Annotated in this window: 17 protein-coding genes; 5 read left to right on the top strand and 12 right to left on the bottom strand. The window is 64.0% G+C overall.

Going from position 1 to position 15,582, the window contains the following annotated elements:
• From ACVJ19_RS02815 to ACVJ19_RS02775, 9 genes are all read right to left on the bottom strand, one after another.
• On the bottom strand, positions 1–978 hold the full coding sequence (locus ACVJ19_RS02815) for a type II secretion system F family protein (RefSeq protein ID WP_453947927.1): 978 nt from the start codon (positions 976–978) through the stop codon (positions 1–3).
• Between the two features lie 16 nt (positions 979–994).
• On the bottom strand, positions 995–2,464 hold the full coding sequence (locus ACVJ19_RS02810; RefSeq protein ID WP_453947926.1) for a CpaF family protein: 1,470 nt from the start codon (positions 2,462–2,464) through the stop codon (positions 995–997).
• Between the two features lie 21 nt (positions 2,465–2,485).
• Positions 2,486–3,754 carry an AAA family ATPase gene (locus ACVJ19_RS02805; RefSeq protein WP_453947925.1) on the bottom strand — a complete coding sequence of 423 codons (1,269 nt, stop codon included), beginning with the start codon at positions 3,752–3,754 and terminating at the stop codon, positions 2,486–2,488.
• Entirely contained in the window at positions 3,751–4,485 is a 735-nt protein-coding gene (locus tag ACVJ19_RS02800; protein WP_453947924.1) for a CpaD family pilus assembly protein, read from the bottom strand. Before ACVJ19_RS02800 ends, ACVJ19_RS02805 begins: the two co-directional genes overlap by 4 nt.
• A gap of 20 nt (positions 4,486–4,505) precedes the next feature.
• A complete protein-coding gene (locus tag ACVJ19_RS02795; RefSeq protein WP_453955060.1) occupies positions 4,506–5,975 on the bottom strand; it encodes a type II and III secretion system protein family protein in 1,470 nt (489 codons plus the stop codon).
• Positions 5,976–5,986: 11 nt separating this feature from the next.
• Positions 5,987–6,787 carry a Flp pilus assembly protein CpaB gene (gene cpaB, locus ACVJ19_RS02790; RefSeq protein WP_453947923.1) on the bottom strand — a complete coding sequence of 267 codons (801 nt, stop codon included), beginning with the start codon at positions 6,785–6,787 and terminating at the stop codon, positions 5,987–5,989.
• Positions 6,788–6,916: 129 nt separating this feature from the next.
• Positions 6,917–7,441: an A24 family peptidase gene (locus ACVJ19_RS02785; RefSeq protein WP_453947922.1), complete on the bottom strand. Its 525-nt coding sequence runs from the start codon at positions 7,439–7,441 to the stop codon at positions 6,917–6,919.
• 124 nt (positions 7,442–7,565) lie between these two features.
• Positions 7,566–7,712 carry a hypothetical protein gene (locus tag ACVJ19_RS02780; RefSeq protein WP_453947921.1) on the bottom strand — a complete coding sequence of 49 codons (147 nt, stop codon included), beginning with the start codon at positions 7,710–7,712 and terminating at the stop codon, positions 7,566–7,568.
• Positions 7,713–7,782: 70 nt separating this feature from the next.
• A complete protein-coding gene (locus tag ACVJ19_RS02775) occupies positions 7,783–7,947 on the bottom strand; it encodes a Flp family type IVb pilin (protein ID WP_018646598.1) in 165 nt (54 codons plus the stop codon).
• A gap of 269 nt (positions 7,948–8,216) precedes the next feature.
• On the opposite strand from ACVJ19_RS02775, the gene ACVJ19_RS02770 reads away from it, so the two are divergent.
• From ACVJ19_RS02770 to ACVJ19_RS02755, 4 genes are all read left to right on the top strand, one after another.
• Positions 8,217–9,044: a sterol desaturase family protein gene (locus tag ACVJ19_RS02770; RefSeq protein WP_453947920.1), complete on the top strand. Its 828-nt coding sequence runs from the start codon at positions 8,217–8,219 to the stop codon at positions 9,042–9,044.
• A 255-nt stretch (positions 9,045–9,299) separates the two neighbouring features.
• Positions 9,300–9,797 carry a pilus assembly protein N-terminal domain-containing protein gene (locus tag ACVJ19_RS02765; RefSeq protein WP_211402790.1) on the top strand — a complete coding sequence of 166 codons (498 nt, stop codon included), beginning with the start codon at positions 9,300–9,302 and terminating at the stop codon, positions 9,795–9,797.
• Positions 9,798–9,983: 186 nt separating this feature from the next.
• Positions 9,984–10,562 carry a TadE/TadG family type IV pilus assembly protein gene (locus ACVJ19_RS02760; protein WP_453947919.1) on the top strand — a complete coding sequence of 193 codons (579 nt, stop codon included), beginning with the start codon at positions 9,984–9,986 and terminating at the stop codon, positions 10,560–10,562.
• 77 nt (positions 10,563–10,639) lie between these two features.
• On the top strand, positions 10,640–11,218 hold the full coding sequence (locus ACVJ19_RS02755; protein ID WP_453947918.1) for a TadE/TadG family type IV pilus assembly protein: 579 nt from the start codon (positions 10,640–10,642) through the stop codon (positions 11,216–11,218).
• A 104-nt stretch (positions 11,219–11,322) separates the two neighbouring features.
• On the opposite strand, the gene ACVJ19_RS02750 is transcribed toward ACVJ19_RS02755, so the two are convergent.
• The 3 genes from ACVJ19_RS02750 to ACVJ19_RS02740 all read right to left on the bottom strand — a co-directional run bounded on the left by ACVJ19_RS02750 (position 11,323) and on the right by ACVJ19_RS02740 (position 13,714).
• Positions 11,323–11,535 carry a cold-shock protein gene (locus ACVJ19_RS02750; protein WP_011084262.1) on the bottom strand — a complete coding sequence of 71 codons (213 nt, stop codon included), beginning with the start codon at positions 11,533–11,535 and terminating at the stop codon, positions 11,323–11,325.
• 275 nt (positions 11,536–11,810) lie between these two features.
• Positions 11,811–12,101, bottom strand: coding sequence for a translation initiation factor IF-1 (gene infA, locus ACVJ19_RS02745; RefSeq protein WP_008546913.1), 291 nt, complete (start codon positions 12,099–12,101; stop codon positions 11,811–11,813).
• A 23-nt stretch (positions 12,102–12,124) separates the two neighbouring features.
• Positions 12,125–13,714, bottom strand: coding sequence for a DEAD/DEAH box helicase (locus tag ACVJ19_RS02740; RefSeq protein ID WP_456739348.1), 1,590 nt, complete (start codon positions 13,712–13,714; stop codon positions 12,125–12,127).
• Between the two features lie 482 nt (positions 13,715–14,196).
• Between ACVJ19_RS02740 and urtA the strand changes: the two genes are divergently transcribed.
• The gene (gene urtA, locus ACVJ19_RS02735; RefSeq protein WP_453947917.1) at positions 14,197–15,525 is read left to right on the top strand and encodes an urea ABC transporter substrate-binding protein; all 1,329 of its coding nucleotides are present in this window, start codon (positions 14,197–14,199) and stop codon (positions 15,523–15,525) included.
• Positions 15,526–15,582 lie beyond the last annotated feature (57 nt).

Genomic DNA, 15,582 nt, shown 5'->3' with positions numbered 1-15,582 from the left:
TCAGAAATCGAAGTTGATCATCTTCTTCATCACCATGATGCCGATCGACATCCAGATGACGCAGCCGACCAGCATGAGCTGGCCGGTAGGATGGGTCCACAGCAGCGAGATGTAGTGCGGCGTCGTGAGATAAACGAGGAACATCACGATCGGCGGCAGCGAGCCGATGATGCCGGCCGAGGCCTTGGCTTCCATCGACATCGCCTGGATCTTTTCCTTCATCTTCTTGCGGTCACGCAGCACCTTGGAGAGGTTGCCGAGCGCTTCGGAGAGATTGCCGCCCGACTTCTGCTGGATCGAGATGACGATCCCGAAGAAATTGGCTTCCGGCAGCGGCATCCGGTCGTAGAGGCGCGAGCAGGCTTCGCCGAGCGGCATGCCGATCGCCTGCGTCTCGATGATCGCCAGGAACTCGCTGCGCAGCGGCTCGGGCGAATCGGCGGCGACGACCTTGATCGATTCGAACAGCGGCAGGCCCGCCTTGATGCCGCGGACGATCACGTCGACGGCGTCGGGCAGCGCCTTCAGGAATTTGGCTTCGCGACGCTTCTTCAGGAAGCCGAGTGCCCAGCGCGGCAGGCCGAAGCCGCCGGCAAAGGCAAGGCCGGCGGCGCCGAGCAGGCCGCCGCCGACGAACATGGCGGCCGCAAACAGCACGCCCGCCACGACGGCGGACACGATCCAGAATTTCTGCGGTGTCCAGTCCAGCCCCGCCTGCGACAGGCGGACGCTGAGCGGAACGCTCTTCTCCTGCTGACGCCGTGCCTCGAGATCCTTCAGCGAGCTCTCGACCTGCTCGCGGCGCGATCGCTGGCTCTTTTCGGTCTGCTTGGCCGCCGGCGCGTCGGCGCGCGCGATCGAGGCGCGGCGGTTCTCCGCTTGCCGTTCTCCCGACAGCAACGGGTAGAGGAAGACCCAGGCGATGCCGCCGACAGCGGCGGTGGCGAGGAAGGCGAGGGCGAGGACCTGCATGTTCATGGCGTCGCTGACCCGCTCATTTCGTCGGTGCCGCTTCCGCAGCGTCGAGCGCGGCGGCAAGGCGCTTCTCGTCGCCGTAATAGCGGGCGCGTTCCCAGAACCTCGGACGGCCGATGCCGGTCGAGCGGTGCCGGCCGATGATCTTGCCGTTGGCGTCCTCGCCGATGAGGTCGTAGACGAAGATGTCCTGGGTGATGATGGTGTCGCCTTCCATGCCCATCACCTCGGTGATGTGGGTGATGCGGCGCGAACCGTCGCGCAGGCGCGCCGCCTGGACGATGACGTCGATCGAGGCGCAGATCATCTCGCGAATTGTTCGCGACGGAAGGGAAAAGCCGCCCATCGTGATCATGGATTCGCAGCGCGAGAGCGCCTCGCGCGGATTGTTGGCGTGCAGCGTGCCCATCGAGCCGTCATGGCCGGTGTTCATGGCCTGCAGCAGGTCGAACGCCTCGGGTCCGCGGACTTCGCCGACGATGATCCGTTCAGGACGCATACGCAGGCAGTTGCGCACCAGCTCGCGCATGGTGACCTGGCCCTCACCCTCGATGTTGGGCGGGCGGGTCTCGAGCCGCACCACATGGGGCTGCTGCAGCTGGAGCTCGGCGGCGTCCTCGCAGGTGATGACGCGCTCGTCGTGTTCGATGTAGTTGGTGAGGCAGTTGAGCAGCGTGGTCTTGCCCGAACCGGTACCGCCGGAGATCAGCACGTTGCAGCGGACGCGACCGATGATCTGGAGGATCTCGGCGCCCTCCGGCGAGATCGCGCCGAACTTGACGAGCTGATCCAGCGTCAGCTTGTCCTTCTTGAACTTGCGGATGGTGAGCGCGGGCCCGTCGATCGACAGCGGCGGCACGATGGCATTGACGCGGGAGCCGTCGGCGAGGCGTGCGTCGCAGATTGGCGAGGATTCGTCGACGCGCCGGCCGACCTGGCTGACGATGCGCTGGCAGATGTTGAGGAGCTGCTGGTTGTCGCGGAAGCGGATGCCGGTACGCTGGATCTTGCCGGCGACCTCGATGTAGACGGTGTTGGCGCCGTTGACCATGATGTCCGCGATGTCGTCGCGCGACAGCAGCGGCTCCAGCGGACCGTAGCCGAGCACGTCGTTGCAAATGTCGTCGAGCAGTTCCTCCTGCTCGGCGATCGACATCACGATGTTCTTGATCGCGATGATCTCGTTGACGATGTCGCGGATTTCCTCGCGGGCCGATTCCGAATCGAGCTTGGCGAGCTGGGCGAGGTCGATCGCTTCGATCAGCGCGCCGAAGATGGTCGCCTTGACCTCGTAATAATTGTCAGAGCGCCGGTTCTCCATGGGAGGCGGCGGCGGGGCTTTGATCGGGGCGAGCGGCGGCGAGGCGACGGCCGGCGGGGGCGGCGCGCGCGACACCGTCGGCGCCGGAGCCGGGGCAGGCTCTGGCGACACGGCGCCGGGCTTGGGGGCCCGAAGGTCGGTGTCTGTTCCGCTACGCTTACCGAACACTTAACAACTCCATGCGGCGGCTTATTTTCCCCGCAACTTCTCAATCAGGGGTGAAAGCAAGGACGACTTTTGTTTCTTCGTCTCGCTGCGGCCGGTGAGGCGCTGGGCGATCTGGAGGAACATCTCGATCGACTTGTGGTTGGCGGAGATCTCCGCGATCATCTGGCCGTTGTTGGCTGCCGAGCCGAAGATCTGCGGCTCGAACGGGATCGAGACGACCGGCTGGCTCTCGATCGCCTTGGCGAACTCGGCGGCGGCGATTTCGGGCCGCTTGGGGACGCCGACTTGGTTGAGGCAGTAGAGCGGCGGCCGGTCGTTCGGGCGCGAGGCCTTCAGCAGATCGAACAGGTTCTTGGTGTTGCGCAGATTGGCAAGGTCCGGCGACGCCACGATCAGGATGTCGTCCGCGCCGATCAGGGCGCGCTTGGTCCAGCCCGACCATTGGTGGGGGATGTCGAGCACGATGCACGGCATGGTGGAGCGCAGCGTGTCGAACACGGCATCGAAGGCGTCGGTGCCGAAATCATAGACCCGATCGAGCGTGGCGGGCGCCGCCAGCAGGCTGAGGTGGTCGGTGCATTTCGACAGCAGACGGTCGATGAAGGCGGTATCGACGCGATCGGGCGAGAACACGGCGTCGGCAATGCCTTGCGGCGGGTCCTGATTGTAGTCGAGCCCGGCGGTGCCGAAGGCGAGGTCGAGATCGGCGACCACCGCGTCCATCGCGAGATCGCGCGCGATCGCCCAGGCCACGTTGTGGGAGATGGTGGATGCGCCGACGCCGCCCTTGGCGCCGACCACCGCGATGATGCGGCCGACCGCCTTGGCTTCCGGTGCGGAGAACAGGTTGCAGATCGAGCGCACGACGTCGATGGGGCCGACCGGCGCGAGCACATAGTCGCTGACGCCGCGACGCACCAGCTCGCGATAGAGCGTGACGTCGTTGATGCGGCCGATCACCACCACGCGGGTGCCGGCGTCGCAGACGGTGGCGAGCTGGTCGAGGCCGCCCAAGAGGTCGTTGCGGCCGTCGCTCTCGAGCACGATCACGTTCGGCGTGGGGGCCGAGCGGTAGGCTTCGATCGCGGCGGCCATGCCGCCCATCTGGATCTTCAGGTGGGCCTTGCCGAGGCGGCGATCCTCGCCGGCCGACTGCACCGCCGCAGCGGTCTCCACGGTCTCGCAGAAAGCCTGGACCGAAACGCGCGGCGCCGGCGCAATATGCTCCTCGACCGGCGGGAGCGCTGCTTCCGGCTGCTCTTCTTGGGGCTGGCGAGCGTAGCTGATCATTTGCCGGTGTCGCTGAGTTTGGCCTTTTCGGCTTCAGGATAGATGACTGCCGTCGGAGTCCCCTTGCGATACTTCTCGAACGCGGCGGTGCGCCGCGTCGTGTAGGACGGCGATTCCGAACGCGGCTGCTCGAGGTCCGCCGGGTTGTCGACCATGGCGGCCATGTTGCGCTGGTAGGCGCAGCCGTAATTGTAATAGTCCTTGTTCTCGAACCAGCTCTTGTTCTTCATCGAGGGGCCGATGTCCTCCGGCCACAGGCCGCAGGGACCCGCGACCGCGGCGATCCTGGAATAGGTCAGCCGGATCGGCGGCAGGAAACGCTTGTCTTGCGGCTGGTAGGGGCGGGTGATGATGCCGCGCGGCGGAATGCCGGCAGCACTCAGCATCGCCTGGATTTCACGCATCGACTCGGCCGCCGGGCGCGCATTCGGCGTGCCGGACGGCACGTCGATATGAATGGCGCCGGTGCCTTCGTGCAGCCAGGCCGATGCCAGGCCCATCACGTCGGCGCGCTGGGCGGCGGTCAATCCGCCGCGGGCGTGGCCGACGAAGACGACGATCGAGCGGTTCTGCTCCTCGACCGCGATCGGGTGACGCTGCTTGTAGTCGTCGGGGATGGAGGCCGTCGTCACCTCGTCGTGCTGGCAGCCGCCGAGCGCAAGCGCGATGCCGACGAGCGCGCCGCCGAAGCCGATGGCGCGTTTGCGAAGCTGGGGTGGTCTTGTGATCATCTTGAAGTCCCCGTTCCGCCTCAGTCGGTAATGAAGCCGTAGGTGCCACGGTAGTTCCGGGCCGGTTCGGTCCGGCCAGGCACGCCATAGATGCGGTTGATGTTGCCGATCAGCTCGGCCTGCGGGTCGGCAGGCGCGGCGAAGCCGTCATCCGGTCGTGACAGGTCCTTCGGCGCTGTTGCGCGAACGACATAAGGCGTCACGATCACGACCAGCTCGGTCGCGTTGTTGACGAAGTCGCGGCTGCGGAACAGCGTGCCGAGGACCGGAAGCTGCATCAGCCCCGGCAGTCCGCTCACCGCTTGCTTGGTCTGCTGCTGGATCAGGCCGGCCATCGCCATCGCGCCGCCGGAGGGAATTTCCAGCGAGGTCTCGGCGCGGCGGGTCCGGATCGAAGGCACCGTCAGCGAGTTCACCGACGTCGACGTCACCGCCTGCGACAGCGTGATCGAATTCTCGTTCGAGAGCTCCGAGACCTCGGTCATCACGCGCAGGCTGATCTTGCCCTCGGTCAGAACGACGGGGGTGAAGTTGAGCGAGATGCCGAACTTCTTGAAGCTGATCTGGGTGGTACAGACATGCGTGGTGGGATCGCAGGCATAGCCTGCCGGCACCGGGAATTCGCCGCCGGCGATGAAGGTCGCCGACTCGCCGGAGATCGCGGTCAGGTTCGGTTCCGCCAGCGTCCGGATCACGCCCGCGGTTTCCATCGCGCGCAGCGTGGCCTGCACCGACGTGCCGAACTTCGTGGTCAGATTATTGCCATCCACGAGATTGCGGCCCAGGGCCGTGAACGGGTTCGAGTTGGTGAAGCTCACCACCGAGGTGCCGTAGTTCAGGTTCGCGGAGAGGTCGATGCCGAGCTGCTTGACGATGCTGCGCTGGACCTCGGCCACCGTCACCTTCAGCATGACCTGGTCGCGGCCGCGGACCACGATCGAGTTCACCACCTTGTCGGCGCCGCCGGCGAGGCGCGCGGCGAGTTCGTTGGCCTGCTGCGCCTCCATTGGACTAGCCACGCTGCCGGTCAGAACGACACCCTCGCCGAGCCCGTCGATCTGGATGTCGGAATTGGGCAGGACCTGCTTCAATGCGGCGCGCACGCCGTTGAGGTCGCGCTTGACCGCGATGTCGTAGGCCGCAATCTGCTGGCCGGCGGAATCGAAGAACACGATGTTGGTCTGTCCGACCGAGGCACCGATGATGTAGGCGCGCTGCGCCGAGCGCACCACCGCATTGGCGATCTTGGGGTCGGCGACCAGCACGTCCTTGATGTCGCGCGGCAGGTCGATCACGATCGATTTGCCGACGCCGAGCGAAAGGAAGCGCGCGTTCATCTGGCCGTCGGCGGCGGCCGGTGCCACGGGGCGGTAGTCGGCGGCGACCACGGGGGTCAGCGCCGGGTTGAGCACCAGCGCGAGGGCGGCCGAAAACGACAGGGCGCGGACCATTGAGGTTCGCATCGTCGTCAAATCTGCCCTGCAATTCATATAGACTGCCCTCATCGTGCCTTTGCCGTCGCGCTCGGGATACCGTAGCGAATGATCGAAACGCCATCGCGCTTCTGTGCGGAATCGTCGAGCGTGATCTCGCTCATCTTGACGTCGACGATGCTGCGCAGCGCCAGCGACAGCGTGCCGCTCTGGCGCGCGGCGGACAGCGTCGCCGTCTGCGCGGGATTGAGCTCGAGGGTGACGGTCTTGCCGACCACCGCGTTCTGGCCGTCCTTTTCCTTCGGCGCCTGGTCGATGGCCAGGACGCGAATGTTGGCCAGGATGATCTCGGAGGTGATGATATCGGGGGCGCCGCTGCTCTGATCCGGGTTCTTGAGGCGGCGGGTCAGAAGCACGTCGACGCGATCGTTGGGCAGGATGAAGCCGCCTGCGCCGGTCTCCGGCGAGATCTCGGTCGAGATCGCGCGCATGCCGGTGGGCAGGATCGCCGCCATGAAGCCGGAGCCCTCCGGCTTGACCAGCTTCTGATCGCGGATCGGCTCACCCTGGATGAAGGGGGCGCGTGCGATCGAGCCTGTCACCTGGGTCGCGCCCTCCGGGCGCTCGTTGCGGCGGATGAAGGTGGCGCTGGCGGTCGCGGCCGGCCAGGTCTGCCATTGCACGTCTTCAGGCTTGACGGTTTGGCCGAGACCGATGTCGTTCTTGGCCACCAGCACGTCGACGGTCGGAAGCTGCGCGACCGGAGCCGCTGGGGGCGGCGCAGAATTGTCCGAGCCGCTCGCCAGGTACGCGGCGACACCGCCGGCGCAGAGAGCGACCGTCAGGACGACAATGCGTGCCCTATTCATACGCTTCACTTTCCAACAAAAACGCCGCGACGCTGCCGCCGCCGTAATCGGCAGTTGACCAGCTATTCGTCAAAGCATGGTTAATGAGGCGTATCTAAATCGCCTTAACGCCGGGTTTACCCGGGGCGTTCAGCGCAGTGCGAGGTGAGCGAGGTCGATCGCCTTCACCCATTCGGTCTCCGGGTAGACCATCAGCGCGCTCAGCGCGAGCGCGATGCCGTAGGGAATACCGGTCTCCTTGGCGTGCAGTCGTGCAAGCCAAGCCTGGCCGGCGAGGCCGTAAGGCAACGGCCATTGCCGGAACTGGAGCAGGAGCAGCGTCAGCGCTCCGCCGAACAACGAAGCATAGAGCAGGAAGTTCATGAGGTGCGCGAAGCCGAACCAGAGCGCGACGGAGGCTGCGACCTTGGCGTCGCCGCCGCCGACCCAGCCCATCGCGAAGCAGGTGAAGGCCACGACCAGCAGAAGCGCGCCGGCGCCGACATGACTGAGCATCTCGTAAGGTGCCATGCCACCGGCAAGGGCGAGCACGAAGAAGCCCGCGATCAGTGCCAGCGACACACGGTTCGAGATGGTCATCGTGAAGAGATCGCTCGCGGCGGCGAACGCCATCAGGGCCGGGAAGAGCAGGAGGCGCGCAAGGTCGAGGATCATGGGCTGCGTCTTGAGGCCTGGATTTGTCGCGGGATCTGGCGTCGCGTGATGCTAGCCGGCAGTGCTAAACAAACCGACAACGGCAGCAGCGGACTGGACGGGCAATAGCCCGCCAGAGGCATGTTCACCAGAGGCTGGCTATGCGCGCGGCGAGCGCGACCGTTGCCAGCAGCAGTGCAAGGCACACCCAATAGGCCGGCGAGCCGGTCGGCGCCGGCTGCGCCTCGCTCGCCGCAACCGCGGCATCGGTTCTGTACTTTCGCAACGCCACTGGAACTCGCCGTACTCAGAAAAACAAAGGCCCCGGAGGTCCGGGGCTCTTGCCGTCGTTTGTCGGTCGCTTACTTCAGCGAGCTGCTGATCGAGCCGAACTTGGTGTTCAGCGTGCTGCCGAGGTTGTTGACGACGGTGATGATGGCCAGCGCGATGCCGGCGGCGATCAGGCCGTATTCGATGGCGGTGGCGCCGGATTCATCCTTCGCGAAACGCGCAATCAAGTTCTTCATGAACATACTCCATCTGGGGTGAGATCGCCTCGTTCGGCGCTGTCGTTGACGCGATGACCATGAGAGCCGAGCTCTTTCGGTAGAGTTAATTCGATCGTGTAAACCCAATTCCCGCGCGATGCTTTTGCCCAGAGTGAATTTCACCTTAAGGCGCTTATTGAATTTCGCTCCGGTTCCGGACGCAGTGCAACTGCGCCGCCGGCTTTCACGCTCCCTTAAATTTCGCGGAGTAGGCGTAGAAGAACCAGCAATTCGGAAGAGAGGCGACGATGTCGAGCCTGCCCATGCAAGTCGCCCTGATGCTCGGCGAGACCATCGCGAAGGTGGTCCCCGTCACTTTCGTGCTCGCGCTGGTCTTCACGGTGCTCGAGCATTTCTGGGCCTGCAATCCCGGCGTGCCGTGGTGGCGCAAGCGGGAGATCGTCACCGACATCTGCTACTGGTTCTTCGTGCCCGTATTTGCCCGCACCATGCGGATCGGGCTCCTGATCGTCGGGGCGAGCGTCTTCTTCAACATCCACGACGCCGACGATCTCATCGCCTTCTACGACAACGGCCACGGCCCGCTGGCGCAATTGCCGGTCTGGGTGCAGGCCGTGCTGTTCCTGGTGCTGTCGGACTTCATGCTGTACTGGCTGCACCGGCTCTTCCATGGCGGCGGGTTCTGGAAGTACCACGCGATCCATCACTCCTCCGAGGAGATCAGCTGGATCTCGGCTGCCCGCTTCCATCCCGTCAATCTCGTGCTCGGCACCATCGGGGTCGACGTCGTGCTGCTGATGGCCGGCATCTCGCCGAACGTCATGATCTGGGTCTCCCCGTTCACGACCTTCCATTCGGCCTTCGTGCACGCCAACCTGAACTGGACCTTCGGGCCGTTCAAATACGTGCTGGCGACGCCGGTATTCCACCGCTGGCATCACACCCCGCTCGAAGACGGCGGCGACACCAATTTCGCCGGGACGTTCCCGATCTGGGACGTGCTGTTCGGCACCTTCCGCATGCCGGAGGGGAAACTGCCGCAGGACTACGGCAAGGACGAAGCGACCATGCCGAAGGAGATCGGAGGGCAGCTTGCCTATCCGTTCCGCCGTTAAAGCATGATCCGGAAAAGTGCGAGGCGGTTTTCCGGAAAGATCATGCGTAAACAACAACCTAAAGCGCGATGACGATTCATCCCAATCTCATCGCGCTTGAGGCTCCTCGAGAGCGGCAAATCGTCAGTCCGTTCAAACAATAGAAGGCGAGTTTGCGGAACGTTCACGAATTGAGGGCAGGTTAGCGGGGTCGGGCACCGGCTCCGCTGCTATCAGATCGCTTCTGCCGGTTTGTGACGTCCCGGGGGTAAGAGTATGCGTAAACAACTGCTGCGCCGCCATGCGCGCGTCTGTCTTCTGGTTGCGGCCGCGGTGCTGGCATCGCCTTCTGCCGGCCTTGCCGAATCCACCGCCGATACCATCGCCGTCAATGTCGACCAGGCCAAGCTGGTCCGGCTGCCCGGCAAGGTTGCGACCATCGTGGTCGGCAACCCCCTGATCGCCGACGTCACACTCCAGCCCGGCGGTATGATCGTCGTGACCGGAAAGGGCTACGGCGCCACCAATTTCATCGCGCTGGACCGGGCCGGCGAAATCCTGGTCGACCGCCAGATCCAGGTCGAAGGTCCGAGCGATCGGCTCGTGACCGTCTATCGCGGGGTTGAGCGCGAGTCCTACAGCTGCCTGCCGCTTTGCCAGCGCCGCGTGACGCTGGGCGACAGCGACAACTACTTCAACACCACGATGGGCCAGGCCGGTTCGCTGAGCAGCAATGCCAGCGGCAATGCCGGCGCGGGTGCCAAGACCAACTAGCAGGACCAGCGAGCAAGTCCGATTGGCGGGGGCCGGATCGTGCGGTCTGGTCCAGACGACTGCGCTCGCCAGTCCTCTCCGTCCGGCGGTCAACTAGTGCGCCTCGGATCGTCTCGGGTTAACGATCCCTTAACGGCGTGTTCCGCCGGCCGCGGCCGTCCTGGAACACTGGGGAAATTTGACGCGATGCCAACGCCTGCACCCGTGAGGTTCACGCTCCGAGCCGTGCTGCGCCGGTTTCGCGGCAACCGCCGCGGGTCCGCGGCCGTCGAGTTCGCACTGGTCGCGCCGATCTTCTTCGCGTTGCTGTTTGCCATCATCGAGACGGCGCTCATGTTCTTCGCGAGCCAGGTGCTCGAGACCATCACGCAGAATTCTGCGCGGGTGGTTCTGACCGGGCAGGCGCAATCCGGTTCAGTCACCGCCTGCGCGGTGTCCGGCGTCGGCACGCCGTGCACGCAAGCGACGTTCAAGACCTACGTCTGCAGCCAGATCCCGGCACTGTTCGATTGCAGCAAGCTCTACGTCGACGTCACGAGCTACTCGTCCTTCTCTGCGGTCACGCTGTCGAGCCACATCGACGGCTCCGGCAGTTTCGATACGAGCATGAGCTACAGCCCGGGCAGCGCCGGCGACATCGTGGTGGTGCGGCTGTTCTACCAGTGGCCGCTGTTCGTGACCGGGCTTGGCTACAACATCGCCAATCTCACCGGCAGCAAGCGGCTGCTGGTGGCCACGGCCGCGTTCAAGAACGAGCCCTACTAGAGCATGATCCGGAAAAGTGCATAGCGGTTTTCCGAAAAGATCATGCTCAAACAATAGACCAACGGATCGGCGGAACGATGCAGGCGATTGCGAAAATCCGGCGGGCGATGCGTCTTTCCGCGCAGGAATTCCTTGCCGATGGCAGAGGTCTTGCGGCCACCGAATTCGCGGTGGTCGTGCCGCTGATGCTGGTGATGTTCTTCGGCACGGTCGAGTTCTCGTCGGCGGTGGCGATCGATCGCAAGGTGACGCTGATGGCGCGGACGCTGTCGGACCTCACCTCGCAGTCGACGTCGGTCGGCGATACCGACATGACCAATTTCTTCGCCGCCTCGACAGGCATCATGACGCCCTATGCCACCTCGCCGGTCTTGGCGACGATCACCGAGCTCTATGTCGATCCCTCGAGCCTGCAGGCGCATGTGCAGTGGAGCAAGGGATCGGTGCCACGGACGCCGAAGTCCGCAGTGACGATCCCCACGACGCTCGCAATCGGCGGCACCTATCTGATCTTCAGCGAGGTCAGCTACACCTACACGCCGTCGGTCGGCTATGCGCTCAAGAGCGCGATCACGCTGAGCGACGTCGCCTATACGAGGCCGCGCCAGTCGACCTGCGTCTACTACAGCCCGGATACGGCCTGCACGACCTACTGAGTGCACCGGCCTCCAACATGAAAAAGGCCGTGCGTCGCGCACGGCCTTTTCCATTGTTGTTTGACTTGCTCGTTTGAGCTGATCCGGACCGAAGGTCCGTGGGCTCAGCCGGCGGAGCGAAGATTGTCGGCGGCCGACTTGCCGGACCGGCGATCGGCGACGATCTCGTAGGAGATCTTCTGGCCTTCGCGCAGCGTGCCGAGGCCGGCGCGCTCGACGGCGCTGATGTGCACGAACACGTCCTTGCCGCCATCGTCGGGCTGGATGAAGCCGAAGCCCTTGGTCGCGTTAAACCACTTCACGGTTCCCATGCTCACGGGGTAGTTCCCTCTCAGATAAACAATGTAAGAGCCCGCTCGCGCGGACAGGTTAGATCGAATTTCTGGAAGGGTCGTCAGCGTGTCTGAACCGGCTGTACCGGTGGATGCCAATGTCGTCCGGCCGAAAATCGATTAATTCATTTTATTGGAAATGGGGTCTCAAAACAATCGGGACGTGCACGATTTTTTGATCCGCCGTGTTGAACACGGCAGATCAGCATACAGGTCAGCATTTTAATTCCGCGCATGCGCGCGGATCGAGCCTTCGGCGCTTAGCGGCGGCGGAACTGGCCACCGCGCTGCGGCCCACCGCGCGGCGGTCCGCCGGCCGTTGCGGGACGTTCGTCCTTGTGACGGAAAATCAGTCGGCCCTTCTCGAGATCATAAGGCGACATCTCCACCGTCACGCGGTCGCCCGCGAGCGTCTTGATGCGGTTCTTCTTCATCTTGCCGGCGGTGTAGGCGACGATCTCGTGTCCGGCGTCGAGCTGCACGCGGTAGCGGGCGTCGGGGAGGATTTCGGTGACCAGTCCTTCGAACTGGATCAGCTCTTCCTTAGCCATTGATATCTCCAGGTCGTGGACGGCTAGTGCGAATAGGGTTTGCGGGTCGATTGGCCGTTCGGCCGACTCTCACGGCGCAGAAAGGCCACGCCTTGTATCCCATCAGGCTTGCCGGCGCTATGCGCGGGACGCTGTTCCGACCGATCGGTTTGCGAATGTCCCAGCTTATTAGCACCGGAGCGGCGGCGGCGGCGAGACCCCTTCGAGGCGTTCTGGCCGTCGTTGAATCGTCCGTCAACATGCCGCGCGTCGCCGCCGTGCCGGCCTTCACCGGGGCGTCCGTCGCCCTGCTTGCCGGCGCTATGGTGACGTCCGTCGCCATGCCTTTCGTCGGCCCGACGTCCGTCACCGTGCCGTGCGCCTTGCGGACGCTGGCCCGGGCGGCCTCCGCGGCCCTGCCGTTGCTGCGGCGCGGGAGGACCCGCATCCCGGCGGCCGGCATCGGTGCGGAGGTCTTCGCGCGGCAGCGCCACCTTGATCAGCCGCTCGATGTCGCGGAGATAGCTGAGTTCCTCACCGCCTGCGACCAGCGAGATCGCGGTGCCGTCGGCCCCGGCGCGCGCGGTGCGGCCGATGCGATGGACATAGGTCTCGGGCACGTTGGGCAGGTCGAAATTGATGACGTGGGTGATGCCGTCGACGTCGATGCCGCGGGCGGCGATGTCGGTGGCGACCAGCGTACGGATTTCACCGGAGCGGAACTGCGCCAGCGTGCGCTCGCGATGGTTCTGCGACTTGTTGCCGTGGATGGCGCTGGCGGGGATGCCGGCCTTTTCGAGCGTCTTCACGACCTTGTCGGCGCCGTGCTTGGTGCGGGTGAAGACCAGCGCACGGTTGATCGGCTCGTCCTTCAGCAGCTTGGTCAGGAAGGCGGGCTTGGCCGAGAAGTCGACCTGCAGGATGCGCTGGTTGATCCGCTCGGCGGTCGAGGACACCGGGGTCACCGCGACGCGGGCGGGATCGCGCAGCATGGAATCCGCGAGCTCGGCGATGTCCTTCGGCATGGTGGCCGAGAAGAACAGCGTCTGCCGCTTGATCGGCAGCTTGGCGACGATTTTGCGGATGTCGTTGATGAAGCCCATGTCGAGCATGCGGTCGGCCTCGTCGAGTACGAGGAATTCAACGCTTGAAAGCTTCAATCCGTTGCTCTGCACGAGGTCGAGCAGGCGGCCGGGGGTGGCGACGAGCACGTCGACGCCCTGCATCAGGGCGCGGACCTGGCGGCCCATCGGAACGCCGCCGATGGCCAGCGTCGAGGACAGGCGGATGTGGCGGCCATAGGCGTTGAAGCTGTCGAGGATCTGGCCGGACAGCTCGCGGGTCGGCGACAGCACCAGGACGCGGGCGGTCTTGGGCTGCGGCTTGATGCGGTTCTCGAGCAGGCGGTGCAGAATCGGCAGCGCGAAGGATGCGGTCTTGCCGGTGCCGGTCTGGGCGATGCCGACGACGTCGCGGCCGGTGAGCGCAATGGGAACAGTCTGGGCCTGGATGGGGGTGGGGGTGACGTAGTTCTCTTCGGCGAGAGCACGGGCGATCGGTTCGGCGAGGCCGAAGTCCTGAAACGAAGTCAAAAGATGGGTTCTTTCCATGTCAAAAGCGGGCGCCCGGCGCATTCAGCGCGGCGCGCGCAAAAGGGTGTCAAGAAGACACCTGCGTGTTTGGGGTGTCGGATGGCTTGGGAGATGTGGGGCAAGCCAGAGGCCCGTAGAGGGCTTAAGAACACGCGGCTCGCTACGACCCCTTGATTCGCAAGAGGTCTCGGCCGTTCATATGGAACATCGAGGGGGCGCTTTCAAGGCAAGTTGGCCCCAAACCGCGGTTGCGGTGCAAAAATAGTTATGCCGGAAATTTAGACAGAAGCGTCATTCTGCTCAATAATTAAACTGTCTGCCGCATTAGCATACATTTTATTTGCTCGTGTTTTGAGCAATGCAGTGGCTGCGAAACTCCGATTTGAGGCGAATTATCAAATAAAATCAATAAGTTGATGCGTGTATAGGCCATGGCATGGTTCTTGCGATTCCATTAATCGCAGGCGGCCGTGGGGCCGTTTCGCAGCGTCTTTTCACGTCTGCGTCAGGGAGATGATACACAAATGCTTACCAAATCCACTCGCGATAGAGCGGCGTCATTTAGCCGCCGCGGCGTGCTCGCCGCGACCGCCGGACTGATGCTCGGTCTGGCCTCATTGACCGGCGCCAAGGCCGCGGACGACACCATCAAGGTCGGTGTGCTTCACTCCCTCTCCGGCACCATGGCCATCAGCGAAACCACGCTGAAGGACACCATCCTCTTCCTGATCGACGAGCAGAATAAGAAGGGCGGCGTGAACGGCAAGAAGCTCGAGGCCGTCGTCGTCGATCCCGCTTCCAACTGGCCGCTGTTCGCCGAAAAGGCGCGCGAGCTGATCACCAAGGACAAGGTCTCGGTCGTGTTCGGCTGCTGGACCTCGGTGTCGCGCAAGTCGGTACTCCCCGTGTTCAAGGAGCTGAACAGTATCCTGTTCTATCCCGTGCAGTACGAGGGTGAGGAGAGCGAGCGCAACGTGTTCTACACGGGTGCTGCGCCGAACCAGCAGGCGATTCCCGCCGTCGACTATCTGATGAAGGAAGAGAAGGTGAAGCGCTGGGTGCTTGCGGGCACCGACTACGTCTATCCGCGCACCACCAACAAGATCCTGGAAGCCTATCTGAAGTCCAAGGGTGTCGCCCAGGAAGACATCATGATCAACTACACGCCGTTCGGACACTCCGACTGGCAGACGATCGTGGCCGACATCAAGAAGTTCGGCTCGGCCGGCAAGAAGACCGCGGTGGTCTCGACCATCAACGGCGACGCCAACGTTCCCTTCTACAAGGAGCTCGGCAACCAGGGCATCAAGGCCAAGGACATCCCGGTGGTCGCGTTCTCGGTGGGTGAGGAAGAGCTCGCCGGCATCGACACCAAGCCGCTGGTCGGCCATCTCGCCGCCTGGAACTACTTCGAGTCGATCAAGACCAAGGACGGCTCGAACGAGAAGTTCATCAAGGACTGGCAGGCCTACACCAAGAATCCGAAGCGCGTGACCAACGACCCGATGGAAGCGCACGTGATCGGCTTCAACATGTGGGTGAAGGCGGTCGAGAAGGTGAAGTCGACCGATCCGGACAAGGTGATCGATGCGCTTCCCGGCATCGAGGCGCCGAACCTGACCGGCGGCGTGTCGAAGATGCTGCCGAACCACCACATCACCAAGCCGGTGTTCATCGGCGAGATCAAGGGCAACGGCCAGTTCGACGTGGTCTGGAAGACCCCGGGCCTCGTCGCGGGCGACGCCTGGTCGAAGGAGCTCGACGGCTCCAAGGACCTGATCGGTGACTGGGTCGGCAAGAAGTGCGGCAACTTCAACACCAAGACCAACAAGTGCCTCGGCTCGGGCTCCTGATCCGGGTCTGACGCTCCATTGCACGATCGGGGAAGGCGGCGATCCCGCCGCCTTCCC

It is taken from the genome of Bradyrhizobium sp. USDA 376 (genome assembly GCF_054063675.1).
This window is presented reverse-complemented; position numbering and strand designations above follow the sequence as displayed.